This window comes from Helicobacter mehlei (genome assembly GCF_007280785.1).
GTDB classification, from domain to species: Bacteria; Campylobacterota; Campylobacteria; order Campylobacterales; family Helicobacteraceae; genus Helicobacter; species Helicobacter mehlei.
Genome location: NZ_VKGC01000013.1, coordinates 1 through 23,885 on the forward strand (window position 1 = coordinate 1; position 23,885 = coordinate 23,885).

25 protein-coding genes and 1 tRNA gene are annotated in these 23,885 nt (G+C 46.3%); 19 read left to right on the plus strand and 7 right to left on the minus strand.

Features of this window, described 5'->3' with window-relative positions; genetic code table 11:
• Positions 1-1,700 precede the first annotated feature (1,700 nt).
• The 7 genes from FNE76_RS08805 to FNE76_RS05465 all read left to right on the plus strand — a co-directional run bounded on the left by FNE76_RS08805 (position 1,701) and on the right by FNE76_RS05465 (position 6,844).
• A complete protein-coding gene (locus FNE76_RS08805; protein ID WP_456237336.1) occupies positions 1,701-2,168 on the plus strand; it encodes a methyl-accepting chemotaxis protein in 468 nt (155 codons plus the stop codon).
• Positions 2,169-2,231: 63 nt separating this feature from the next.
• The gene (locus FNE76_RS05440) at positions 2,232-2,453 is read left to right on the plus strand and encodes a MoaD/ThiS family protein (protein WP_120947470.1); all 222 of its coding nucleotides are present in this window, start codon (positions 2,232-2,234) and stop codon (positions 2,451-2,453) included.
• Entirely contained in the window at positions 2,454-2,894 is a 441-nt protein-coding gene (locus FNE76_RS05445; protein ID WP_120947471.1) for a molybdenum cofactor biosynthesis protein MoaE, read from the plus strand.
• A 9-nt stretch (positions 2,895-2,903) separates the two neighbouring features.
• A complete protein-coding gene (gene mog, locus FNE76_RS05450; RefSeq protein ID WP_120947472.1) occupies positions 2,904-3,434 on the plus strand; it encodes a molybdopterin adenylyltransferase in 531 nt (176 codons plus the stop codon).
• A 1-nt stretch (position 3,435) separates the two neighbouring features.
• On the plus strand, positions 3,436-3,909 hold the full coding sequence (gene moaC / locus FNE76_RS05455) for a cyclic pyranopterin monophosphate synthase MoaC (RefSeq protein ID WP_120947473.1): 474 nt from the start codon (positions 3,436-3,438) through the stop codon (positions 3,907-3,909).
• 43 nt (positions 3,910-3,952) lie between these two features.
• The gene (locus FNE76_RS05460; protein ID WP_120955586.1) at positions 3,953-4,708 is read left to right on the plus strand and encodes an HpaA family protein; all 756 of its coding nucleotides are present in this window, start codon (positions 3,953-3,955) and stop codon (positions 4,706-4,708) included.
• A 15-nt stretch (positions 4,709-4,723) separates the two neighbouring features.
• Positions 4,724-6,844 carry an LTA synthase family protein gene (locus FNE76_RS05465; RefSeq protein WP_120947474.1) on the plus strand — a complete coding sequence of 707 codons (2,121 nt, stop codon included), beginning with the start codon at positions 4,724-4,726 and terminating at the stop codon, positions 6,842-6,844.
• Between the two features lie 5 nt (positions 6,845-6,849).
• On the opposite strand, the gene flgL is transcribed toward FNE76_RS05465, so the two are convergent.
• On the minus strand, positions 6,850-9,384 hold the full coding sequence (gene flgL, locus FNE76_RS05470) for a flagellar hook-associated protein FlgL (protein WP_120947475.1): 2,535 nt from the start codon (positions 9,382-9,384) through the stop codon (positions 6,850-6,852).
• A gap of 117 nt (positions 9,385-9,501) precedes the next feature.
• On the opposite strand from flgL, the gene rplU reads away from it, so the two are divergent.
• The 9 genes from rplU (at position 9,502) to FNE76_RS05515 (ending at position 17,727) form a co-directional block, all read left to right on the plus strand.
• Positions 9,502-9,816: a 50S ribosomal protein L21 gene (rplU, locus tag FNE76_RS05475; protein WP_120947476.1), complete on the plus strand. Its 315-nt coding sequence runs from the start codon at positions 9,502-9,504 to the stop codon at positions 9,814-9,816.
• 10 nt (positions 9,817-9,826) lie between these two features.
• Positions 9,827-10,087, plus strand: coding sequence for a 50S ribosomal protein L27 (rpmA, locus tag FNE76_RS05480; RefSeq protein ID WP_120947477.1), 261 nt, complete (start codon positions 9,827-9,829; stop codon positions 10,085-10,087).
• A 76-nt stretch (positions 10,088-10,163) separates the two neighbouring features.
• Entirely contained in the window at positions 10,164-11,744 is a 1,581-nt protein-coding gene (locus FNE76_RS05485) for an ABC transporter substrate-binding protein (protein ID WP_328588030.1), read from the plus strand.
• A 9-nt stretch (positions 11,745-11,753) separates the two neighbouring features.
• A complete protein-coding gene (locus FNE76_RS05490; RefSeq protein ID WP_120947478.1) occupies positions 11,754-12,758 on the plus strand; it encodes an ABC transporter permease in 1,005 nt (334 codons plus the stop codon).
• Positions 12,758-13,615 carry an ABC transporter permease gene (locus tag FNE76_RS05495; RefSeq protein WP_120947479.1) on the plus strand — a complete coding sequence of 286 codons (858 nt, stop codon included), beginning with the start codon at positions 12,758-12,760 and terminating at the stop codon, positions 13,613-13,615. Before FNE76_RS05490 ends, FNE76_RS05495 begins: the two co-directional genes overlap by 1 nt.
• 10 nt (positions 13,616-13,625) lie before the next feature.
• A complete protein-coding gene (locus FNE76_RS05500) occupies positions 13,626-14,495 on the plus strand; it encodes an ABC transporter ATP-binding protein (RefSeq protein WP_120947480.1) in 870 nt (289 codons plus the stop codon).
• Complete coding sequence (locus FNE76_RS05505; RefSeq protein ID WP_120947481.1) at positions 14,492-15,292, plus strand: ABC transporter ATP-binding protein; 801 nt, start codon at positions 14,492-14,494, stop codon at positions 15,290-15,292. Before FNE76_RS05500 ends, FNE76_RS05505 begins: the two co-directional genes overlap by 4 nt.
• Before the next feature lie 3 nt (positions 15,293-15,295).
• Entirely contained in the window at positions 15,296-16,285 is a 990-nt protein-coding gene (gene obgE / locus FNE76_RS05510; protein ID WP_143928414.1) for a GTPase ObgE, read from the plus strand.
• Between the two features lie 23 nt (positions 16,286-16,308).
• Complete coding sequence (locus FNE76_RS05515; RefSeq protein ID WP_120947483.1) at positions 16,309-17,727, plus strand: SEL1-like repeat protein; 1,419 nt, start codon at positions 16,309-16,311, stop codon at positions 17,725-17,727.
• Between the two features lie 124 nt (positions 17,728-17,851).
• On the opposite strand, the gene FNE76_RS05520 is transcribed toward FNE76_RS05515, so the two are convergent.
• Genes FNE76_RS05520 through pyrF form a run of 3 tightly spaced genes read right to left on the minus strand, consistent with a single transcriptional unit; the run spans position 17,852 to position 20,284 of the window.
• Positions 17,852-18,778, minus strand: a complete 927-nt coding sequence (locus tag FNE76_RS05520; protein ID WP_120947484.1) for a hypothetical protein — start codon at positions 18,776-18,778, stop codon at positions 17,852-17,854.
• Position 18,779: 1 nt separating this feature from the next.
• Entirely contained in the window at positions 18,780-19,598 is an 819-nt protein-coding gene (gene panC, locus FNE76_RS05525; RefSeq protein ID WP_120947485.1) for a pantoate--beta-alanine ligase, read from the minus strand.
• Positions 19,598-20,284 carry an orotidine-5'-phosphate decarboxylase gene (gene pyrF, locus FNE76_RS05530; RefSeq protein WP_120947486.1) on the minus strand — a complete coding sequence of 229 codons (687 nt, stop codon included), beginning with the start codon at positions 20,282-20,284 and terminating at the stop codon, positions 19,598-19,600. The genes panC and pyrF overlap by 1 nt, the downstream gene beginning before the upstream one ends.
• A gap of 92 nt (positions 20,285-20,376) precedes the next feature.
• On the opposite strand from pyrF, the gene kdsA reads away from it, so the two are divergent.
• From kdsA to nusB, 3 genes are read left to right on the plus strand one after another with little or no spacing between them, the layout of a single operon-like run.
• Positions 20,377-21,216, plus strand: coding sequence for a 3-deoxy-8-phosphooctulonate synthase (gene kdsA, locus FNE76_RS05535; protein WP_185963008.1), 840 nt, complete (start codon positions 20,377-20,379; stop codon positions 21,214-21,216).
• The gene (gene ribH / locus FNE76_RS05540) at positions 21,200-21,667 is read left to right on the plus strand and encodes a 6,7-dimethyl-8-ribityllumazine synthase (protein WP_104740603.1); all 468 of its coding nucleotides are present in this window, start codon (positions 21,200-21,202) and stop codon (positions 21,665-21,667) included. The genes kdsA and ribH overlap by 17 nt, the downstream gene beginning before the upstream one ends.
• A complete protein-coding gene (nusB, locus tag FNE76_RS05545) occupies positions 21,667-22,074 on the plus strand; it encodes a transcription antitermination factor NusB (RefSeq protein WP_120947488.1) in 408 nt (135 codons plus the stop codon). Before ribH ends, nusB begins: the two co-directional genes overlap by 1 nt.
• Here nusB and FNE76_RS05550 read toward each other — a convergent pair.
• The 3 genes from FNE76_RS05550 to FNE76_RS08265 form a co-directional block, all read right to left on the minus strand.
• Positions 22,052-22,903, minus strand: a complete 852-nt coding sequence (locus tag FNE76_RS05550) for a YihY family inner membrane protein (RefSeq protein ID WP_407925316.1) — start codon at positions 22,901-22,903, stop codon at positions 22,052-22,054. The two genes, nusB and FNE76_RS05550, sit on opposite strands and share 23 nt — an antisense overlap.
• Positions 22,903-23,763, minus strand: coding sequence for a biotin synthase (locus FNE76_RS05555; RefSeq protein ID WP_268877228.1), 861 nt, complete (start codon positions 23,761-23,763; stop codon positions 22,903-22,905). The genes FNE76_RS05550 and FNE76_RS05555 overlap by 1 nt, the downstream gene beginning before the upstream one ends.
• Positions 23,758-23,855, minus strand: a tRNA-Sec gene (locus FNE76_RS08265). Before FNE76_RS08265 ends, FNE76_RS05555 begins: the two co-directional genes overlap by 6 nt.
• Positions 23,856-23,885 lie beyond the last annotated feature (30 nt).

The window sequence follows — 23,885 nt, forward strand, 5'->3', positions numbered from 1 at the left end:
CACCAAACCAAACCACAAAATAACACACACCCCCCCTCTGGGTGTGGTCTCGCCGCCCCCCCCCCCCCGCCCCCCGCCCCCCCCCCCCCCCCGGAGGAGGAAATCCAAAATACGAGTTAAAAATGTTTAAAGATATGAGTTTGAGAACAAAAATGGCATTGGCGATCGGATCGGTGCTGGTGCTCTTAGTGGTGGTGATGAGTTATATTGTTTCTTCTAAAGCTGAGCGCATTTTGGAGGCAGAAGCCCTCAATCGCTTACAAGCCCAAGTGCGTAATGCTAGCTGGGGTGTGCAGGCTAGCATTGAGCGGGCTTTGGTGCGCCTGCATATTATCAAAGCCGTTCTATTAAAAAACAACACCCAAGCTGATCTCGCCTTTGAAAAGTACTTTCTGAGCGAATATCTGCGCTATACGCAGGCTGTCTATGCCCTATCCATCGCTATAGAGGGAGAATCGATCAACACTATTAGTTTTGGCATCGATAAGAGCAATTCGGGTAAAATTAACACCTTAGCTACGCCCGATCTCTACCACAATCCCTTATATATTGCCAGTAAAAATACCTCTAAACTTGTTGTGGGTAAGCCCTATTTGCGCACCATGCATGATGGGCAAGTCATTTATGGGATTGATGTGGCTTATTCTTTAAGGGATCATCAAGGGGCTTTTAGGGGTGCGATTATCCTTTTTATCAACATCGATCTCTTCGATTCTGTGCTTAAATCTTATGGAGTTGGGGATACATCCTTTAATCTGATCGCCCAAGATGGGACTTTATTAGTCGTGGGTGGCAACCACCATGAATTACGTGGGCGTTCTTGGGAGGGGGTCAATAAACCTTTTGCCCAACAAGGCTTGCCCCTCATCCAAAGCGGGCAAAAACAAGTTTTGCGCATCTATTCAACCGTCAATCACGAATTCTCCTATGGCGCGATTTATCCTTTCAAGGTGCTGGAAAAAGTCGATGACAATCCTTTGCATTGGGCCGTCGTGGGCGTGAGGAGTGAAAAGCGTGTTTTTAGGGACATTGACTCCATCAAGCTCACGATCTGCATTACGGGCGTGATCGGCTTGTTCGTTGTGATCGGTGTGATCTACTGGTTACTCTATGTTTTGATGAGCAAGCGCATTATGGCGGTATCCCAAAATTTAGACAACTTCTTTAAGATCTTGCGTCACGAAATTTCAGCCGATCACATCAAACTCATCCCGGCCAAGAGCAAGGACGATTTGGGCAAAATGCAAGCCGATATCAACCAAAATATCCAACAAATCCAAAAAACCATCTTGCAAGACAAACAATCTGTAGAGAATAGTATCCAAGTTGCCTCTAGGGTGGAGGAAGGGGATTTTAGCCAAACGGTGGATGCAGAGCCTAACAACCCCTCTTTAATTGAGTTGAAGAAAAACCTGAATAATATTATTCTCTACATGCAAAAAAATATTGGTATGCACATGAAAACGATCAATGATGCTTTTGAGCGTTATAGCCAATACGACTTCAGACATGGCATCCCCGGAGCGAGCGGACATATTGAAAAGGTTGTAGATGGTCTTGTGCATGAGACAAGACGCATGCTAGGCACTTCAGCTGGCTTTGCCAAAGAGCTAGATGGAAAGGTGATGATCTTAAATGGTTGTGTGGATCGCCTTAATGAAATTGCGACCAATCAAAATAATAGCTTGGATAAAACCATTATGAGCATTGCTGGAATTACCAATGGTATTACAGAAGTGGCACAAAAAACCCAAGATGTGATCCAACAAGGCCAAGACATTAAAAGCATCGTGGAGATCATCCGCAACATTGCCGATCAAACTAATTTGCTGGCTTTAAACGCTGCGATTGAAGCGGCACGGGCGGGCGAGCATGGGCGCGGGTTTGCGGTGGTGGCTGATGAGGTCAGAAAATTAGCCGAATGCACGCAAAAATCTTTGAGCGAGATAGAGAGCAATATCAATGTCTTGGTGCAAAGCATTTCAGACACTTCGGCGAGTATCCAAAATCAAGCCCAAGAGGTGGAATTTATCAACCAATCTTTAGAGGAATTTAAAAAAGACACAAAGAGCAATATCGCCATTGCACGCGATTCCCTATTGGCCTCTCAAGACATTAACCGCATATCCGAAGAGATTTTAAAAGATGTGCAACGCAAAAAATTCTAGAGCACTATTAGCCAAAAACACAGAAAATTTTGCTATCCTAAGGCGAATTTTTAAGGAGAGTTGATGGTTTGCGTGGAGTTCTTAGGCCCAATCAGAGAAGAGAGTATGCAATTGGATATTTGCGATTTGCACGGGCTTAGAGCCATTTTGCAAGAAAAAGAGAATGTGCGCCCGTGGCTGGCTATGAGTGCGATTAGCGTGAATGATGTTTTAGTAGAAGATTTGCGCACACCGCTTAGAGATGGGGATAGGGTGATGGTGTTGCCCCCCGTGTGCGGAGGTTGAATGCTTGAGATTTTTGAGGGTGCTTTGGATGCGCCGACTCTCTATATGCGCTGGGAACAGGAGTGCAGATTGGAAGGAGCGGGGGCTTTGTGTGTGTTTAGCGGGGTGGTGCGCCCCCAAAGCCTAAATTTTCAAGGGTTGAGTTTTGATGTGCATGGACCTTTGTTGCAAGCGTGGTTTGATGTGTGGCAAAAACGCGCACACTTGCAGGGTGTCCTCTTAAAAATGGCACATTCAAGGGGCGATGTGCCGGTTTTGCAAACTTCTTACATGGTGGGCCTGATCTCAGAACACCGCAAAGCCGCCCTAGCCTTGTATGTGGATTTTATTGAGGACTTCAAGCACAGCGCGCCGATTTGGAAATACGATCTATTGGATAACCAGCGTGTCTATGCCAAAGAGAGAAGCCACCCGCTGAGGGGTAGTGGGTTGTTGGCTTAAGGGGGGTTGGTGGAGAGCATTAAAGTTGGGATTGTGGTCAGTAGCGATCGGGCGAGCAGTGGGGTCTATGAGGATGTGAGTGGGGGGGCGATTAAAGAGGTTTTAAGCGAATATATTATCAATCCCCTGGTTTTTGAATACCGCCTAATCGCCGATGATCAGGATTTGATTCAAGAGACCTTGATCGAGCTTAGTGATGTGTGTGGTTGTGATCTCATTGTGACCACAGGGGGCACGGGCCCGGCACCTAGAGATGTTACTCCCGAGGCAACTAAGGCGGTGTGTTCTAAAATGTTGCCCGGCTTTGGGGAGCTGATGCGTGCCACGAGCTTAAAGTATGTCCCCACGGCGATTCTCTCGCGTCAGAGCGCGGGCATTAGAGGCTCAAGTCTCATTGTCAATTTGCCCGGCAAGCCTAAGAGCATTCGGGAATGTTTAGAGGCGGTTTTTCCGGCTATTCCTTATTGCATTGATTTAATTGGAGGGCGTTATATTGAGGGCAACACGGAGCATATCCAAGTGTTCCGCCCCAAGAGGTGACATGACCCTTAGCCACCTAGACACCCATAATAACCCCAATATGGTCGATGTGAGCCACAAGCCCGACACCATGAGAATCGCCCTTGCTAGTGGCAAGATTAGCATGGGAGTACAGGCTTACAAGGCGATTATAGATCACCAAGTTAAAAAAGGTCCGGTGATTCAAACTGCCGTGATTGCGGCAATCATGGGGGCTAAACAAACTAGCGCACTCATCCCCATGTGCCACCCTCTCAACCTTTCTAATATCGCTGTAGAGATTTTAGAACAGCCCCAAGAATGTGCTTTTATGGTGCAGGTGCGCGTGAAACACCATGGGCAAACAGGCGTGGAGATGGAGGCACTCACGGGTGTGAGCGTGGGTCTTTTAACCATCTATGACATGGTTAAATCTTTAGATAAAAGCATGGTAATTGGGACTATCCAACTAGAATATAAAGAGGGTGGCAAGAGCGGTACTTACCAACGCTCTTAAAATCCCATGTATCTGAATTAATTCACAATTTAAGGAGAATTTTATGCAGAAGAAATCGTGGCTTTTAGGTGTTGTGGCGGGGGTTTTTTTGGTGGGTTGCGGTCCTAGTATCACTGTTACTAACAATGTCCCCTTGAATTTAGCCTACAAAACAGGTGTGATGGCGGCCCCTAAAACCAACCAAACCATTATTTTGCTCAAACCTGCATTGCAATACAGCGACAACATTGCTAAGGAGTATTCCAACAAGTTTAGAGATGAGCTGACTCTCAAGGTCCAATCTTTGCTAGAAAATCAAGGCTACAAAGTGGTCATCTCAGATGTGAGTGATAAAAATGACCTCTCTTTTGCCCAAAAGAAAGATAGTTACTTGGTGCTGGAAACGAATGGTGAGGTGGTTTTAAGACCCGATCCCAAGACGACAGAACAAAAGAAATCCAGCCCCGGACTCATTTTCTCTACGGGCATGGATGTTACCAAAGGCACGCTTTTGTCCATGGGGTATATTAAAGTGGTGTTTGTCGAGCCCACCAGTGGTGAGGCGATCGATTCGTTCATGGTGGATCTGAGCGAGCTTTACATTAAAGAACCCTTTATCCGCTCCAGCCGTTCTGAACATACCGGCGGACTTTTGAGTTCGTTATACAAAGGCAAGGACGACTCTAATGATGCGGTAAAAAAGGCGTTGAACCAAATTTTTAAAGATGTGATGGCCAAAATGGATACCAAGCTCACCCAAGATCGGATCAAATCTTATGCTAAAGATGTGGCGGACTTGAAGGCACAGAAGAAATATTAGCACCCAGTAGCCATCATGCCCTTAGTCTTCCCTTCTAGGGTGTCTTTGGGGCAGAGGTTTTTCCATCTGCTCCTCACTACACTTTTTTTTAGCCTCTTTCTTACCGCCTTTTTTATCTGCTTGCGCTTGGGTTTTTTGGGCTACATGGGTATTTATAAAGATGCCCTTGCCCTGCATGGGCATGCTCTAAGCTCTCTATCTTCTCAAATTTGGCAGACTTTGGGCAATGGTATCCGCTATGATAACCGCATGGTGGCCATTTTTGGGCTTGTTTTTTTGCTCTTGGCTCTTTTGCTGATCAAAACCAAAGCCCAGCGCAAGGTTTGCAACACCTATGCGTTATTAGTAATTGCTCTATGCGTGTTTTTGCAAATTGCCAACATGACTTTTTATAGCATTTATGGCGGTGTCTTTGATGCCAATTTGCTTGAAGTCTTTGATGAAAGCCCCAAAACGCTTTTGAGCATGGCGCTTAGAGGCGAGTATTTTATTGGCACTAAAACTTTAATTTGGCTGGTTTTGAGCTTACTAAGCTTTTGGGTGTATCTTAGAGTAGCTAAGATAGCCCAAATCTTCTATGAGGTCTTTAAAGATTTTTCGCTCAAGGTCATTTTAGGGCTAACGGGTGCTTGTTTGGCATTCTTCATGCTCATCTCCATTAATGCGCGCTTTGGATTGACCGCCATTTCTTTAGACTCAGCAATCCAGCCAGCTGAAAATGTCTTTTTGCGCCAAATCACCCCCGGGGCATTCCGCAATCTCTACTTGGTCTTTAAAAACCACACTAAGAGCCAAAAGATCACCTTTGCTAGTTTTAGCTCCAAACCCCTTTTACAAGCCACCCAAGAGTATTTTAATCTCCCTAGTGATACGCCCCCTCCCCTTGATCTAGGCAAACTCTTAGAACACCAAAGCACCAATCCTTTAAAACCCAGCATCACCCATGTTTTTTACATTGTCTCTGAGTCGCTTTCAAGCTGGCATTTTGACCCCAAATTTGACTCGATTGGCTTGGTCAGCGCGCTTAAAAGCTTAGATGATCACCAGCATGGCTTTATCTTCCCCTTATTCCTAGAAAATGCCAAACGCACGGTCAAAAGTTTAGATGTGCAGATCACGGGTTTAATGGGGATTAATGACACTAATTTTGTGAATATGGGTGTGAAAATCCCTAGCCTACCCACCGCCATTGGCAACCAAATGAAGGGACTGGGTTTCCACAATGTTTTTTACTATGGGGGGAGCGGGATTTGGAATCGCTTAGATAGTTTCACCAAACTACAGGGCTTTGATGATCTCATTTTCAATACCTATCTGCTCCGCTTTGCTAAACACAAGTTGGCCAGCAACTCTAAAATCTACCCCCAACCTCTAGAGAGCGAATGGGGCGTGCATGACAATATCTTATTTGATTACATCCTAGAAAAAACCCCGACTGACCAACCCACCTTTAGCATGGTGATGACTTTAAGCAACCACACAACCCGCAATGTTAATCTCAAAGCCTTTGGTGTACCCTTAGAATCCATCCAAGCCTTTGTAAAAGCCACCCCTAAAAGCCAAGACCTGCCTAATGCCAACTTCTTAGGGCATGTGTATTGGTATGACAAAGTTTTGGTGGATTTCATCAAAAAAGCCAGTGCCAAATTCCCCAACTCGCTGTTTATCATCACAGGCGATCACTTTGATCGCAGTTTTGAATACGCCAAAAATAATCTCTATTGGAAAAAGAGCGTACCCCTCATTCTCTATGCCCCCTCCTTAAAGCCCCAACAAATCCGTTGCATGGGCGCACACATTGACATCGCACCCACGATTATGGAGCTAATCGCTCCTAAAGGCTACACCTATGCGAGTTTTGGTAAGCCTTTGTTTAGCAATGCCAATACCTCCAATACTTGTCTGGACGATCCGGCTTTGGGCTTTGAGGTCATAGCAGCTAAGGGGCAAGAGGGGATTGATTTTTTATACGGGAAAGATGAGCCCAACAAACTTTTTTATGTCCAAAAGGGGCAATTAATCCAGCATAAAACCAATTCTCAAGACCTCAAACTGGCCAAGCAACTTTTAGAGAGAGACAATACCGCCAATGGTTTAAGCTGGCACTATCTCTTTAAGGGAGGGGTTATCAAATAGCCCACTTAGAGATAATGTGTGAGACTCATTTGGTTGATCTTGCTCGAAGAGGCTAAGGCCGCATCGTAATTGTTGCGCAATTGGGCGAACTTGTTGTAAGTTTCGGCCACATCTGTGCCTGTGGTGTCCCCACGGATGGCTTGCACTTGGGATTTGAGCACTTCATTACGGCGCATGATATTGGCAAAGCTACGGCTATGTGCCCCATTGGCCGCAATCACCTTTTCTACATGATCGCTCAAGTGATCCACAAGGGCGATGTTATTTTGTATCCCCAAATTACGCAACTCTGGGCTATAAGCTCCCGGCAGAGCATCGGGGCGGTAGATTCCCTTTTGCACCGATTCGATCACCCCGTCTAATTGCTTGAAAAAATTAATGTGGGGCTGGTCGATGGTCAGTGCATTATTGGCATTGAGGCGCAAACTGGGCACATCTCTTTTGAGACTGGGCTCAGAAAAATCATTCGCCTTTTCATCATAGAGCATGAATTGCATGAGTGTATTAGAACGGGTGTTGTCTTGGATCGCTATTTGCCCGTTTTCATTTAAAGACACGCTCACGCGATCATTAGATTGTTTGAGAATGGAGAGAAACGCTGCTTGACTCTCTTTGGAGGGCACGCCTGTTTGGGCTTGGGCATATTCCTTTTTATCTTGGTTGCTGTAATTCATTGCAATGCTGATCGCATCCATGAGCTGGCGGTAGGTAAAATCATTGGGCTTAGTGAGCGTGGGGGTCTCTTGGTTGCGGTTATAAAGGGGGATTTCATAGGGCATACCCCCCTCTTTATTGGGCAACTGCAAAAATGCGCCCTTATTGCTCAAGTGTAACTTAGCCTCTAGGGGCACGCCATTATGATCTTTGAGCTTTAAAACGTAGGTTTGCTCGCCAATGTTAGCCCCCATCACCGCAGCTAGAGTAGTTGCCCCGCTGGCATAGTCCATGCTTTTAGGCACGACCTGAGAAACATTGCCCACCAACAACGATCCGTGATTGGCAAAATAGGTTTTTTGGTATTCGCTGGCATAATCGGTGGGCAGAGCCTGAATCTCTGCTCCCTTGCTATCCAAAGTCTTTAGAGTCAAACTCAAACCATGCGGGCCATCAAAGGGCGGATTGGGACTATCATGGTCTTTGTTTTTGACATTGCGATCGATTAGGCGCAAATGCCCATCGCTGGAAAGCTCCACATCTAAATTCCCCCCAAAATGTGCTTTGATTGCATCCATCAAATCCTGCATGGTGGCGTTTTTGGCATCTAAATGGAAGGGGGGTATGGGGGCATTGTTGATACTCCCATTAGAATTATTGGGGGCTGTGCCCTCAATTTGTAAATACGTTGCCCCCTCGCCCAAGATCGCGCTGAGTTTGGTATTCCTAGTGGCGGGGGTGTTATCTTGGGCAATAAATGCGCTGGGCACATCTAGCACCCGCTTATCATAGAGATTATTAACCCCCTGCACCTGTGAGAGGCTACGGGCGGTCAAAAAGGGGCTTTTTACATAAGTGGTAACCCGTGCGTTGCTAGAACGCAAGGCATCTAAATTATCCATATCTTTATCGCTAGAGATCATATGGAAATCCAACACCGCATTCCCCGCGCTCAAGTCTCTAATCTCAATCTCTCCCCACGCATTCAAAGTTACATCCACGACCTTATTGGTGGAGGTGTTGCCATACTCCCGACCAATTTGGCGTAAGAGATCGCTAACTTTAGTCGCGCTCTCTAATTTGCTATAAGCCTTATCCAACGCAAACTTTGCCTTAAAAGCACTCCCATCGGGGCGGATACCCTGCAAGTAAAAATATTCTTTGGCATCGTTTTGGGGGTTGTTATCATCATCTCCAATCAAATCACGCAAGGTGTCCTCGGGGGTGATGAACACTTCTTGAGGGTTGGCGGTGTTGTTGAGTGCGTCCATCACATCGGGGTGCAACTTACTTTGATTCAACATTTTAATATTGGTGGTGATACTCTTTTGTTTGTCTAAGTCCTTGCCTAAAAATAAATTATGCCCGGTCACATTGTAGGGCACGAGATTATTAGATCCCACTAGAGCATTGAGGTCTTCATTATTGCCATAGTAGTTACCTACACGATCAAAGGGCGGGCGATCGACCTTGCTCCCCCCAAAGAGATATTCGCCCCCAATGGAAGTATTGGCGATATTGATCATGTGATCTTTGAGGTGGGCTAAATCTAGGGCGATGGCTTGGCGAGAGGTTGTGGAATGCACATCGCTAGCCGCTTGGATTAATTTGGTTTTGAATTGCTCCATCGTGCTGGAGAGTTCGCCTAAAGCCTTGTCGGTGTTGAGGGTGGCTGTGTGGGCACTTTGGGCGACATCTAAGCCTTGATCCAGCGTATTTTCCTCAAAGCCGTATTTGAGGTTTTGATTGTCAATATTGCTATCTTGGTAGCCATATTGGATTTTTAAGCCAGAGGCTATTTTATTGTTAGCCGTGTTGAGTTTGTTTTGCAAGGCATTTTGGTAATAATGGATTTGGTTGTATTTACCTCCATCGCTGATACGCATGCTCTTCCTTTAGCCATTAATGCCAACAACAAGCAAGATTTATACCATGATACTAAGGCAAATTTTTAAGTTAATTGTGTTAGAATGAGCGGAAATTTTTGACTAGGATTTAGGCATATGGTGTATGCAGTGTTTAAAAATGGGGGCAAGCAGTATAGGGTGCAAGTGGGCGATGTGGTGTTATTGGATAAAATGAGCCTAGAGCCCAAAGCACGCGTGGAGTTAGAGGAAGTTTTGGCTATCTCTCAAGGGGGAGGTGTTGTTTATGGCACACCTCTAGTGAGCGGGGCTAAGGTAGAAGCTGAGGTGATCAATGAGGGGCGGGGTAAGAAGGTGATTATCTTTAAAAAACGCCGTCGCAAAGATAGTAAAACTAAAAGAGGCTTTAGGCGCGACTTTACCCGCGTTAAGATTACAAACATCGTAGCATAAAGGATTTATAATGGCACACAAGAAAGGTCAGGGGAGCACCCAGAATAACCGCGATTCGGCAGGAAGGCGTTTAGGGGTTAAGAAGTTTGGCTCAGAGTTTGTGCGTGCGGGCAATATTATCGTGCGCCAAAGAGGGACACAGGTGCATCCAGGCAAGAATGTGGGTATGGGAAAAGATCACACCCTTTTTGCCTTGATTGATGGCGTGGTGCATTTTAGCTATAAAGATAAGCACCGCAAAAGGGTATCCGTAGTCGCGCTACAACCATGAGTGAGTGCCAATAGGGCAACCCTTGGTAGGTTCTCTGCTGGGTTGTGCCGTGATTAAAACAAAGCAGGGATGACCGATGGGTAAATTTTTAGCGTGGTTTTTGGGTTTCTGGCTTGTCGTCGGTAGCGTACTTGGTGCTAAAGAGGGGGGCACTTTAGTTTATGCGCGGGGGGCAGATGGCTCGAGCATGGATCCGGCCTTGGTAACCGATGGGGAGAGTTACGCAGCCACTTCCAATATCTATGAAACTTTGGTGCAATTCAAGTATGGGAGCACCGAGATTGAGCCTGCACTGGCAAGTAGCTGGGAAATCTCTAAAGACGGTCTTGTTTATACTTTCCATTTGCGCCAAGGGGTTTATTTCCACACCACAAAGTATTGGAAGAAAAAGATTGAACTCACATCTAAAGATGTGCTTTTCTCTTTTAAACGCCAAATGAGAAATGAAAAGCCCTACTACAAAGAAGCCAGAAGCTATGGTTACTGGGAAAGCATGGCGATGTCTAACATCATTAAGGACATTGAAGCCCCGGACAAATACACCGTTAAATTCACTTTAAAACACCCTGAAGCCCCCTTTTTAGCGGACTTAGGGATGGATTTTTTGAGTATTTTAAGTCAAGATTACGCTCAAGAGCTCGCTAAGAGTGGCCGTCAAGATCAACTCTCTAAAAAGCCCATCGGCACAGGACCCTTTAAACTTGCCCTATGGCTTAAAGATGAGCGAATCGTGCTGGTTAAAAACCAAGAGTACTGGGGAACTAAAGCACACTTGGATCAAGTGGTCTTAAAAGTGATTCCCAATCCTTCTTCAAGAACTTTGGCTTTGCAAAAGGGCGAGGTGCATATTGTGCATGCACCTAATCCCAATGAGGTCCAGGCATTGGAGAAATCCCATAACATTGTGGTGGAAAAAGTCCCGGGGCTTTTTGTAACATGGCTTAGTTTGAACAACCAAAAAAAACCCTTTAATAACCGTCTCGTGCGCTTGGCACTCAACTATGGCATTAATGTAGATGAATATGTCAAGATTGTCTATGAAGGCTATGCAAGCCGCGCAATCAATCCCCTCCCTCCTGATATGTGGGGTTATAACAAAAACATCAAACCCTACCCTTATGACCCCGCTAAAGCTAGGGCTCTATTAAAGCAGGCAGGCTATCTCAATGGGTTTGAAACCACGCTATTTAGCTCTTCTCGTTACAACAAAAAGGGAGCGGAGTTTATCCAAGCTCAGTTAGCCAAAATTGGGATCAAGGTCAAGATCGAATTTTTTGAATGGGGCACTTACATTAAGAAGACTGCCTCAGGCGAGCATACTATTGCCTTTAGTGGTTGGCAGGCAGACACGGGCGATCCAGATAACTTCTTAGATATCTTGTGGAGCAAACATGCCGCCTCAGAAATCCCTAGTCGCAACAGTTCCTTTTATAAAAGTGATGCCTACTCGGATCTGGTAACCAAAGCCAAGCGCGTTACCAATGAAAAAGAACGCGCTAAGCTTTACCATAAGGCTCAAGAGATATTCTACAAAGATGTGCCCTGTGTACTTTTGGCCTATCCTTATGTGATTGTGCCCCATTTGGCTAGCGTCAAGGGATACAAGGCTACGGGCGTGCAATTGAACCGCTTTGTCAATGTTTATTTTGACAAATAGGGGAGGGGCTTGCTAGGTTTTATCCTCAAGCGGATTTTGTGGGCGATTCCGACTTTATTTGGGGTGAGCATCATTGTCTTTGCGATGGTGCATTTGGCCCCGGGTGATCCGGCTTTAGTGATTTTAGGCGAACACGCGAGCAAAGAATCTGTAGAAGCCTTGCGCGAGCAAATGGGTTTGAACAAGCCTTTGTTAGAGCAATACTTTTTGTATATCAGCCATGTCTTGCATGGAGATTTTGGGACTTCCTTAGTTTCGCGTGAGCCAGTGCTAGAGGAATTTTTGCAACGCTTTCCGGCTACCATTGAGCTCTCTTTAAGCGCGCTTGTCATTGCCCTTGTTTTGGGTTTGGGTGCGGGTATGATCGCCGCAATCAAGCGTTATAGTTTCTTTGACTATATGAGTATGGGGGTGGCTTTGGCCGGGGTGTCCATGCCGGTCTTTTGGCTGGGCTTGATGCTCATCTCTATTTTTAGTATCCAGCTAGATTGGTTGCCTGTTTATGGGCGTTTGAGCGATGAATTTTATTTAGATGGACCCACGGGGTTTTATCTCATCGATAGCTTACTAGCCCACGATTACAGGGCTTTCCTAGATACGATCAAGCATTTGATCTTGCCCAGCATCACCTTAGCCACGATTCCTACTGCCATCATCGCGCGCATGACACGGGCTAGCATGCTGGAGGTCTCCAAAGAAGATTATATCCGCACCGCCAAGGCTAAGGGGTGCTCGCCTCTAAGGGTGGTGGGTGTGCATACTTTGCGCAATGCCTTAATCCCAGTTACCACCATTATAGGCTTGATGCTTGCAGGCTTGCTAGGGGGGAGTATCCTCACTGAAACCACCTTTGCATGGCCGGGGGTGGGTAAGTGGATGGTGAATGCGCTTAATCAAAGAGATTTTCCCATTATCCAATCGGCGAGCTTGATTGTGGCAGTGATTTTTATCGGGGCAAATTTGTTGGTGGATATTTTATATGCCTTTATCAACCCCCGCATAAGGCTGTCCTAATGGAGAGATTTAAAGATTTTTGGCTGCAATTTAGGAAAAATAAGGCCGCACTTGTGGGGGCGTGGATCGTGTTTTTTTTGATTCTATGTGCCCTGCTAGCCCCCGTAATTAGCCACCACGACCCTTACGCCCAAAATACTCAAGAAGTGCGGGTTTTACCCATTTGGGCACAGGGGGGCAGTTCTAAGCATGTACTGGGCACAGATGATTTGGGGCGTGATGTCTTAACACGCTTGCTCTATGGGGCGCGTATTTCCCTAACGATCGGGCTTGTGTCTGTGGGGATTGCGGTGTTCTTTGGGGTGTTGTTGGGCTTGATGGCGGGCTATTTTGGGCGTAAAACCGACATGGTAATCATGCGCTTGATGGACTTAATGCTCTCTTTGCCCTCAATTTTGTTAATCATTATCGTGGTGGCGATCTTGGGTCCCTCGCTTTTAAATGCGATGTTGGCCATCGGTATTGTGGGTATCCCCGGGTTTGCCCGCATCGTGCGCGCCTCTGTCTTGGCTGAAAAAGAAAAAGAATATGTTACCGCCTCTAAAGTCAATGGCTCGGGACATTTGCGCTTGATGTTTAAAGTCATCTTCCCTAATTGCGCTGTGCCCATTATCGTGCAAGCCACTATGGGCTTTGCCTCTGCCGTGCTAGAGGCAGCCGGTTTAAGCTTTTTGGGGCTGGGCGCACAACCCCCCACGCCCGAATGGGGCGCAATGCTCATGGATGCGATGCAATATCTGAGGAGCGATCCATGGATGATTGTGCCTCCCGGGTCGATGATTTTTTTAACCGTGATGGGCTTTAACTTGCTGGGCGATGGGATCATGGACGCGCTCGATCCCAAGCGATCGGCTTGAGGAGGTTACCATGTTGCCCTTATTAAAAGTCAAAGACCTTAGAACCCATTTTTTCACCGATAGGGGGGTGAATAAGGCGGTGGATGGCGTGAGTTTTGAAGTGGCTAAATCCCAAACTCTGTGCATTGTGGGGGAGAGTGGGAGCGGGAAAAGCATCACCTCGCTTTCTATTTTGGGCTTGATAGAAAAGCCGGGCAAAATTGTGGGGGGGAGCATTGAGTTTGGCGGACGGGATTTATTAAGCTTAAACCAAAAGCAAATGCAAAAAGACATTCGGGGCAAGAAAATTAGCATGATTTTCCAAGAACCCATGACCAGCTTAAACCCCTCTTACACCATTGGGTTTCAAATCAGCGAAGCGCTCAAAATCCACCACCCCCATTTGAGCCGTAAAGAACGCTTTGAGCGCGCCCTAGCTGAATTAGAACGCGTGGGCATCCCCCATGCCAAAGAGCGTTACCACGATTACCCCTTTAAGCTGAGTGGGGGGCAACGCCAAAGGGTGATGATTGCCATGGCCATGGTGTGTGCCCCAGAGCTCTTGATCGCCGATGAGCCCACCACTGCTCTAGATGTGACTATTCAAGCCCAAATTTTAGAGCTCATGCAAGAATTGCAAGCCAGCAAGGGGACTTCTATTTTATTCATCACGCATGATTTAGGCGTGGTGGCGCAATTAGCCGATGCGGTGGTGGTGATGTATAAGGGGCATGTGGTGGAGAAGGCTAGTGCTAAAGAGCTTTTCAACAACCCGCGCCACCCCTACACCCAAGCCCTCTTAAACGCCATCCCCAAACCGGGCAAGCAACACCGCAAAAAACGCCTTCAAACCGTGGATGAGAATGTCAACTATTTAGAGTTTCCTAGGGAGATTCGATGATTTTAAGAGTCAATGATCTACACAAGACCTATCGCATTTCTCAAGGGCTTTTCAAACCTCCCAAACTCATCCACGCGGTGAAAAATATCACCTTCAAGGTGCACCCCGGGGAGATTTTAAGCGTGGTGGGGGAGAGCGGGTGTGGGAAGAGCACCACCGCCAAATTATTAATGGGGATTGAGAGTCCCAGCGGAGGGGAGATTTTATTCAATGAAAAAAGCCTAGCCCAGTTTAGCAAAGCCGATTGGCAGGAATACCGCAAACATGTACAAATGATTTTTCAAGACCCCTATTCTAGCCTCAATCCTAGATGGCAGGTGGGGGATATTATTGCTGAACCTCTCTTGCTCAATAGCAATCTTTCCAGACAAGAACGCCGGGAAAAGGTCTTAGAGATGATGGATTTTGTGGGGTTAAAATCAGAGTGGATCAGCCGCTACCCCCACCAATTCTCCGGAGGGCAACGCCAGCGCATCGGCATCGCGCGCGCGCTCATTATCCGCCCTAAGGTGGTGATCTGCGATGAACCCGTTTCGGCTTTAGATGTCTCCATTCAAGCCCAAGTGCTTAACTTGCTCTTGGACTTGCAGCAAGAAATGGGCTTGACTTACATTTTTATCAGCCATGATTTGGGTGTGGTGGAGCACATCAGCGATCGTATTTTAGTGATGTATCAGGGCGAGATTGTGGAGCGCGGGGATGTGGATAGCGTACTGAGTGCCCCTAAAGACCCCTACACCAAAAAGCTTTTAGACGCTGTACCCCATTTAGAAAAATCCATGCGACGCTTTTCTTAGCCCATGTTTGTGGATAGTGTAGAAATTACCATCGCCTCAGGCAAGGGGGGAGCGGGGGCGGTGAGCTTTAGGCGCGAAAAATTTGTGATCAAGGGCGGGCCGGATGGGGGCGATGGGGGCGATGGGGGCGATGTCTTTGTGCAGGTGAATGGCAATACCGACACTTTGGGGGCTTTTAGGGGTAAAAAGCATTACAAAGCCAAAAATGGCGCACCCGGGGGTCCTAAGCTGTGCAGTGGCAAAAAGGGGGAGAGTATCACCTTAATTGTGCCCCCGGGGACACAGATTTACGATCAGCAAAGCGGAGAGTTGTTAGGGGATTTTGTGGTATGTGGCGCGCCTATTAAAATTTTAGAGGGAGGTAAGGGAGGGATGGGCAATGCGCGCTTTAAAAATGCGGTGCAACAACGCCCCACCTATGCCCAAAAGGGGCTAGAGGGGGTAGAAAAATGCGTGCGCTTGGAGCTAAAGCTCATTGCCGATGTGGGCTTGGTGGGTTTTCCCAATGTGGGCAAATCTACCTTAATTAGTGTGGTGTCCAACGCGCGCCCCAAGATCGCCAATTATGCCTTTACGACCTTAGTGCCCAATTTGGGCGTGGTTTCTGTGGGGGATTTTAAAGAATTTGTGATCGCCGACATCCCGGGGGTGATTGAGGGGGCTAGCCAGGGTAAGGGCTTAGGGCTGGCATTCTTAAAACACATTGAGCGCACGCGCCTTTTGCTCTTTGTGCTAGATGTAGGCTTGGACCTAAAAGAGCAATACCGCCAATTACGCCACGAATTGGGCGCGTTTTCGCCCATTCTGCAACAGCGCGCCTTTGGGGTGGCGATCAATAAAATAGACCTGCTTCCCCCTGAAGAGCTTACTACCATTCTAAACGCCTTTGAAAAGAGTTTAGACCCCAAACCCGCCTTTATTCTGCCCATTTCCGCCCACACCACCACTAACACCGCCCAGCTGGTGCAATTACTAGCCCAAGCTTTTAAATAAACATCCCTTTTAAAGGAGCTAGTTTGTCAAAGATTCGTTTATTAAACTTTATCGGGGTGCTGGTTCTGTCTGTAGGGCTGTGTGGGGCACAGAGTGCGCAAGATCTGCTTGAACAGGGGCGGACCTATTATAAGCAAGGGGACTATAACAAGGCATTTGAATCCTTTCAAAAAGCCGCTAATGCGGGTGAGGCTATGGGGTATCTTGCTTTAGGGCTGATGTATGAAAGCGCTAAGGGGACTCATCAAGATATGCATCAAGCCTTCAAATACTACCAAAAAGCTGCAAATATGGGTGTTTCTGAAGCTTATTTGATTTTAGGATCGATGTATTACAATGGGACGAGCGTGAGCAAGGATTACAACAAGGCTTTAAAATACTACCAAAAAGCCGCCAATGCGGGGATCGCTGAGGGCTATACAAAATTAGGGTTTGCCTATGCTGAGGGACATGGCGTAGCTCAAGATTATCAAAAAGCCGCCCAATATTACCAACAGGGTACAGATATGGGGGATGGGGAGGCTAGCTATTATTTGGGACAATTGTATTACAAGGGTCAAGGCGTTTCTAGGGATTACTCCAAGGCATGGACATGTTATATCATAGCCGCAAGCTTGGGGGATACGCGGGCTTATTGGAGTTTAGGGAATATGTATTACGAGGGCAAGGGGGCGATTAAAGATTATATAAAAGCTAAAGAATACTTCCAACAAGCCGCCAATGCAGGGAATGGTATGGCTTATCGTGCACTGGGATGGATGTATGCACGGGGTAATGGAGTAGAAAAAGATTACAAAAAGGCGTTGGAATATTTCCAAAAAGCGGCTAACTTAGGGGTAGCTGAAGCCTATACAAGTTTGGGGCTTGTCTATGCCAATGGGCATGGTGTTACCAAAGATTACAAAAAGGCGACTACATATTACCAAAAAGCAACAGATTTGGGAGATGCTAGGGGTTATATAGGTTTAGGAATTATGCACGAGAAGGGGGAAGGAATCAAGAAAGATTATAAAAAAGCCCTAGAATATTTCCAAAAGGGCGCAGATTTAGGGGTTGCTGAGGGTTATGCCGGTTTAGGAAACCTGTATGAAAAGGGGGAAGGTGTTAAAAAAGATTACGAAAAAGCGTTGGAATACTACCAAAAAGCCGCAGACATGGGGACTTCCTATGGTTTCTTAGGCTTGGGCAACTTGTATCGCGATGGTTTGGGTGTGGGCAAGGACTATTTTAAGGCATTGGAATACTACCAAAAAGCCGCAGACATGGGCAATGATGAAGCCTATTTGAATCTAGGCAACATGTATTACAAGGGTCAGGGGGTTGTCAAAGACTACAAAAAAGCCCTAGAATATTTCAAAAAGGGCGCAGATTTAGGCAATGCACATGCGCTTTACCAAGTGGGGCATATGTATGTTGTGGGCGAGGGGGTTGAAAAAGATTAGCCGAGGTCTTGAACATTTGAAAAAGCGACTAAGATTGGCTATGTGTTAGCCTATCAGGACTTGGGCGATACGTATGTCAATGCGCATGGTGTCAAACGATGATAAAAAGCAACTTGTCTAACCCCTAGTTTAGAGAGGGCAAATCTTTAAGAATGCTATCAAACTCCTTTTCATAACGCTCGGGATTATCGATCTCAAAATCAGCCACACTTTTAAGGAATTTGTCAAAATTTTCATTGCGCTGGGCTAATTTAGCCAGCGTTTGATAATCTAAATTGTCTTCCTCTTTGGAGTTAAATAAAATCGCACTTTGCCCAATGGATTTTATATCTAGGGTAATCACCCCGATCCCAAAACTCTGATTAAGCTGTTTGAGCAATTCCATTAAGTCTTTGTTATTTCTATCAAGCGTGCCTGCCACCAAATAGCCTTCATGTGCCCATGAGCTATTGCTGATCGCCTGAAAATACGCCTCTCTGCAATTAATCAGGGTGAGCTCTTTTTTGAGCTCAAAACTCACCAACTTAATGGGCAAAGTATCAAACTTTTTAATAAAACTGTGCACATTGGGGGATTTAAAGTCTTTATAGGCAAAAAACACCCCCACCATGTCCGGGTAAATCCACTTATCTATGCCTTTTTTAGTTTTCTTGCTCTCCTCATGGTAAATGGTTTTGGTGTAAAGCCCCCATTGGTGGTAGGCGATGTAGCTTAGGCGCGGGTGTAAATCCCGTTCTTTACAAATCAGATCTTTTGGAGGTTGTTCTTTAGAAGTGGGTTTAGGCGGAGGGAAATCTTGACCTTTGAGGGCGATTAAAGCGGGCTTGGCTTGCACTTTGACAAAGGGGAGTTTGTCGGGGTTTTTTTTGAGGGCGGTAACAATAGCACTATTGCAAGTTGCCCAAGGAGTTTTACCGTCCCATTGAAACATGTGTTTAATTTCGCCATGCTGGTGCAACTCTTGTGCTTTAGCGTAAATATGATTAGGATTAATGGGTTCTCCAATGATTTTAAGCACCTCCACCACAATGTCTATATCTGCCTGTTTCATCTCACACCCATAAATTATCTAACAAGCGCACCTGCCCCACTTGCACAGCGCACAAAATGAGGGTTTGGTTGGATTTGACTTGGGCTAGGGGTTCTAAATTGTGGTTACAAATGCTGAGATAATGCACTTCCAAGCCTTGCAAGGTGTCTAGACCAATTCGGATAAGACTAGCCGTATCACGCATGCCTTGTTGGTAGGCTATCTGCATACGCTCTAGGGCTTGGGGGATTTTTAGGGCTTCTTGTCTTTGGGAAGCACTCAAATAAACATTGCGTGAGCTTAAAGCCAAACCATCGTGATCACGCACAATCTCACAGGGCACAATCTCAATCTCTAAAAAGAAATCAGCTACTAAGCGTTGGACATGCAAGAGTTGTTGGGCATCTTTTTTGCCAAAATAGGCTTTTTGGGGGCACACAAGGTTAAAAAGTTTTAAGACCACTTGCAAGACTCCGTTAAAATGCGTGGGTCTGTGTTCGGCTTCATGGCCCAATAAATCCGAGGCGGGGTTTAAAGTGATAGCATGCTCAAAAGGGTAGAGCTCTGCCACAGTGGGCACAAATACCCCATCAACCCCCAAACTCTGGCACAACTTTAAATCTGCCTCTAAGTCTCTAGGGTAGCGACTTAAATCCTCATTAGGACCAAATTGGGTGGGATTGACAAAAATAGAGACAATCGTTTGGGGGTTTTCTTGTTTGGAACGCGTAATGAGACTGGCATGTCCGGGGTGGAGCGCACCCATCGTGGGGACAAAGCCCACGGAGTCTAGGGATTTTCTAAAAACTTGGAGTTCCTGGTATGTGTGTAAAACCTGCATTAAATTTGTTCCAAAATGTGGCGGGTGATCTCCAGGGGGTTAGATGCGCCATAGATGGGGCGCCCCATGACAATGAAATCAGCGTGTGCCTTTTTGGCATCTGCAAGCGTGCCCACGCGTTTTTGATCGCCCAGAGGTGTATTGGGCGGGCGAATCCCCGGGGTCAGCGTCAAAAACTGCGTGCTGGTGGCTTGCTTGATGGCTAGACTCTCTAGCACCGAGCAGACCACTCCATCTAAACCGCAATCAAAACACAATTTGGCTAAATAGAGGGTTTGATCCAAGAGGGGGGCATGGTAGATTGCATGGGCTTGGGATTCATCTAGACTTGTTAGCAGGGTTACACCCATCAACAAGGGTTTTTTACCTTGAAAATTTCTTAAGCTTTGCACCACGTCTTTTAACGCTTCTCCACCGCTACTAGCATGCACAGTAAGCATATCTACACCCAGCTTAGCGCACTCTAACACCGCCTCTTGCATGGTGTAAGAGATGTCGTGTAATTTGAGGTCCAAAAAGAGCTTAAAGCCCAAATCGATGTTTTTAATGCGTTCTAAAAAACTAGGTCCCTCTCTAATAAACCCCCTCAGGCCTAATTTGATCCACAGATCCAGCCCCTTAAGCTGTTCTAACAGATTCAAACATGCCTCTTGACTCTCCAAATCCAAAGCCAAACATAGTTGCATGCACTCTCCTTTGGCGTTTTCAGCAAATCCATACAGACAAGCTGGTATTATAGCACACTTCAAAACAAGGATGATTCTTGCCTAATAGTGTGATGATTGCTGGTCCGTGTGTGATTGAGAGTGGGGAGATTTTAGAGCAGATCGCCCAAGAACTCAAACCTCTAGCCTCCAACCCCAAGTTTGATTTTTATTTCAAAGCCAGCTTTGATAAGGCTAACCGCACCAGTTTAGAGAGCTACAGAGGTCCGGGACTACAAAAGGGCTTGCAAATGTTAGGGGACATCAAAAACAAATTTGGCTACAAACTCTTAACCGACATCCATGAGAGCGTGCAGGCAGGTCCTGTGGCTGAAGTGGTCGATGTTTTGCAAATCCCGGCGTTTTTGTGCCGCCAAACTGATTTGATTGTTGCAGCTGCACAGACTAAACGCATAATCAACATCAAAAAGGGGCAGTTCATGCACCCTAAGGACATGCAATACAGCGCGCTTAAGGCTTTAAATACACGGGCAAAAAACAAGCATGAAACACCCACCTATGAGGCGTGTTTAGAGCATGGCATTTATTTATGCGAAAGGGGGGCAAGTTTTGGATATGGAAATTTGGTCGTGGATATGCGCTCAATGGTCATCATGCGCACCTTTGCGCCTGTGATCTTTGATGTTACGCATAGCGTGCAAATGCCCGGGGGGGCGGGGGGTAAGAGCGCAGGGGATAGCTCCTTTGTGCCCTACTTGGCTAAGGCTGGGGCAGTGGTGGGTGTGGATGGGTTTTTTATGGAAACCCACATTGATCCACAAAATGCCCTAAGCGATGGACCCAATATGATTTTAACCGCTCATCTCTTAGACTTAGCTAGCGATCTCTTGGCTTTGCAAGAGTGCAACCAATCTTTAAACCACCAAAAGGATAAACATGCCACACAGCATTGAAGGTAAACTTTTTTTAAAGGGTAGCGAGAAAGTTGCCATTTTAGCCGCGCGTTTTAACCACATCATCACCGATCGACTCATTGAGGGCGCGCTGGATAGTTTTGAGCGCCACGGGGGTTGTTTGGATCATTTGAGTATTGTGAAAGTCCCCGGGGCTTATGAATTGCCCTTTGTGTTGGATCGCTTGCTAGCTAGTGCCAAATACGATGGTATCTGTGTAGTAGGAGCCTTGATTCGGGGCGGGACTCCCCATTTTGATTATGTGAGCGCAGAAGCCACAAAGGGGATTGCCAATGCCACGCTCAAATACAAAATCCCTGTTAGCTTTGGATTGCTCACCACCGATAATATCGAACAAGCCATCGAGCGCGCTGGGAGCAAGGCAGGCAATAAGGGTTTTGAGGCGATGGATGCGCTGATTGAACTGCTCAATCTCTACACCTTGATCTAATGGCAACTAGAAGCCAAGTTAGAGAGGCGGTGGTGGGTTTGCTCTATGCCTTTGATAGCGGGAATGGGGCGATTTTGAATCTAGCTCCCAGTTTACTAGAAGAGAGGAAAATTAAGAACGCCCAGCAACGCTTTGCACTCGAGCTCTTAGAAGGCACGCTGACACGCCTAGAAAGCTTGGATAACACCTTGAGACCCTTACTCAAAGATTGGGATTTAAAACGCATGGGGAGCATGGAACGGGCGATCTTGCGCTTGGGGGCTTATGAGATTTTGCACACCAGCACCAAATCCCCTATTGTGATTAACGAAGCCATTGAGCTGGCTAAAAATTACGGGGAGGAACAAGCTCCCAAACTCATTAACGCCGTTTTAGACGCTTTATCTAAGAAAATAGAGGTTTCTTAGTGCTATTTTGATCACACACCTCACAGCCATGCATGCCCAAAAGCAAGAGTAACCACGAGGCGTAAATATAGGACATCAAAAACCATAGAATCGACACCGATCCATAGAGTTCGCGATAAGTGTGGTTATAAAGAATGTAATAAACAAACCCCCATTTCATCACATTCCAACAAATGCTCGTGATCAGGCTCCACAATAAGGGGTATAATAGCCGTTTGAAAACCTTGTTAGTGGGCATTAAAAAAGAGAACAGACAAAAAACATAAGTCCCCACCCAACGCAAAAAAGAGAGCAACACGGGGTTATTGGTGATGGCTTGGACCTTGATTTCATAGAGAATGATTAAGGGTAGGACAATTAAAAATACAATGCCCGTGCCAAACCCCCAAAACACAAAAATCCTTTTACCCCTAAAATAAAAATAATCTCTAGGTTCGGCGTGGAAAATTTTAGAGGCAATGTCGCGGTAATTCTCACAAAAGAGGAAAAAGGCGAGCGCAATGGAGGCAATTTGCACCACACCCAAAGTGCGGTTATTTTGTATGAATGAGTGCAAAAAGGAACGACTCGCTTGGATAAAATCGGGACTATCGGGAAAGAGCAAGGTTTCAAGCTCAAAACTTTTGGCAAAGGGGGTGATCAAAAAAAGGGCGACAAAAATTAAAATGGGCGAAAAAGATAAGATCGTGTAGAAACTCAGCGAAGAGGCATAGTAAAAAATAGAGGCGATCGCTTCAAATTGCCTTTTGACCTTATCATCTATAAAGTAAGAACACAGATAACAAAAACCCAGTACACTTTGTGCCAGATGTTTAAAAAATGCCTTGATCAATGACAGCTAGTCGCGATTTTTAGCCCGTAAGTTTGCAACCTCTCCAAATCTTTTTTAGGCGCATCACCCTTAGTGGTCAAATAATCACCTAACACAATCGCCTCTACCCCGCAATCAAAAATACCCTGTTGGTCGCTCCCAAAGACCACTTCACGCCCCCCAGCGACCATGAGGCGTGTTTTGGGTAAAAACTCTTTGGCTAGAACGAGGCATTCTAAGGCTTCTGGTGCGCTCATCACGTTTTGTTTAATAGGCAAGGAGGGGTTTGGGATAAAAAAGTTAATAGGCGTGGTGGCTGGGGTTAAAGATTGCAAGGTGCGCAATAAGTCAATGCGATCCTCAAAACTTTCGCCCAGTCCAAAAATCCCCCCGCTACACAGACTCAAGCCCGCCTTAAGGGTGTTTTCACAAGTGCTGAATCGCTCCTCCCAAGGGTGGGTGCTACAGATATGGGGGAAGAAATTTTGGGAACTCTCCAGATTGTGGTTGTAGCTATCAATGCCATTTTCTTTTAAAAAACGCAGAGAATCCACATCGGCACGCCCGCAACAAGCGATCAAATGCAGATCGGGCACCTCTTGCTTGATAGTGCGCGCCAACCTAGCGATGTAGTCGCATTTTTTGGAATCTAGCCCTCTACCCGAGGTTACTAAGCAAAAGCCCAAAGCCCCTAGGGCGCGCAGAGCCTTAGCCTCTTGTAGAACATCTTCTTCTTTTTTGTATTTGTAACGGCGGATTTGGCCTTGGTGGTGGGAACTTTGCGTGCAATAAGCGCAATCTTCGCTACAATCCCCACTGCTGACATTGGAAATGGAACATAAGAAAATCTCTTGCATAAAAAAACCTTTTTTTGGCAAGAGAGCCAAAGAATCGAACTTTGCGGTGCTTAGAACACCTAAACACCCATTGGGTTTGAAGCCCAAGGCCCACACCAGTGACGCTCGCTCTCCACCCCCTATGATAGCAGAGCAGAGCTAAT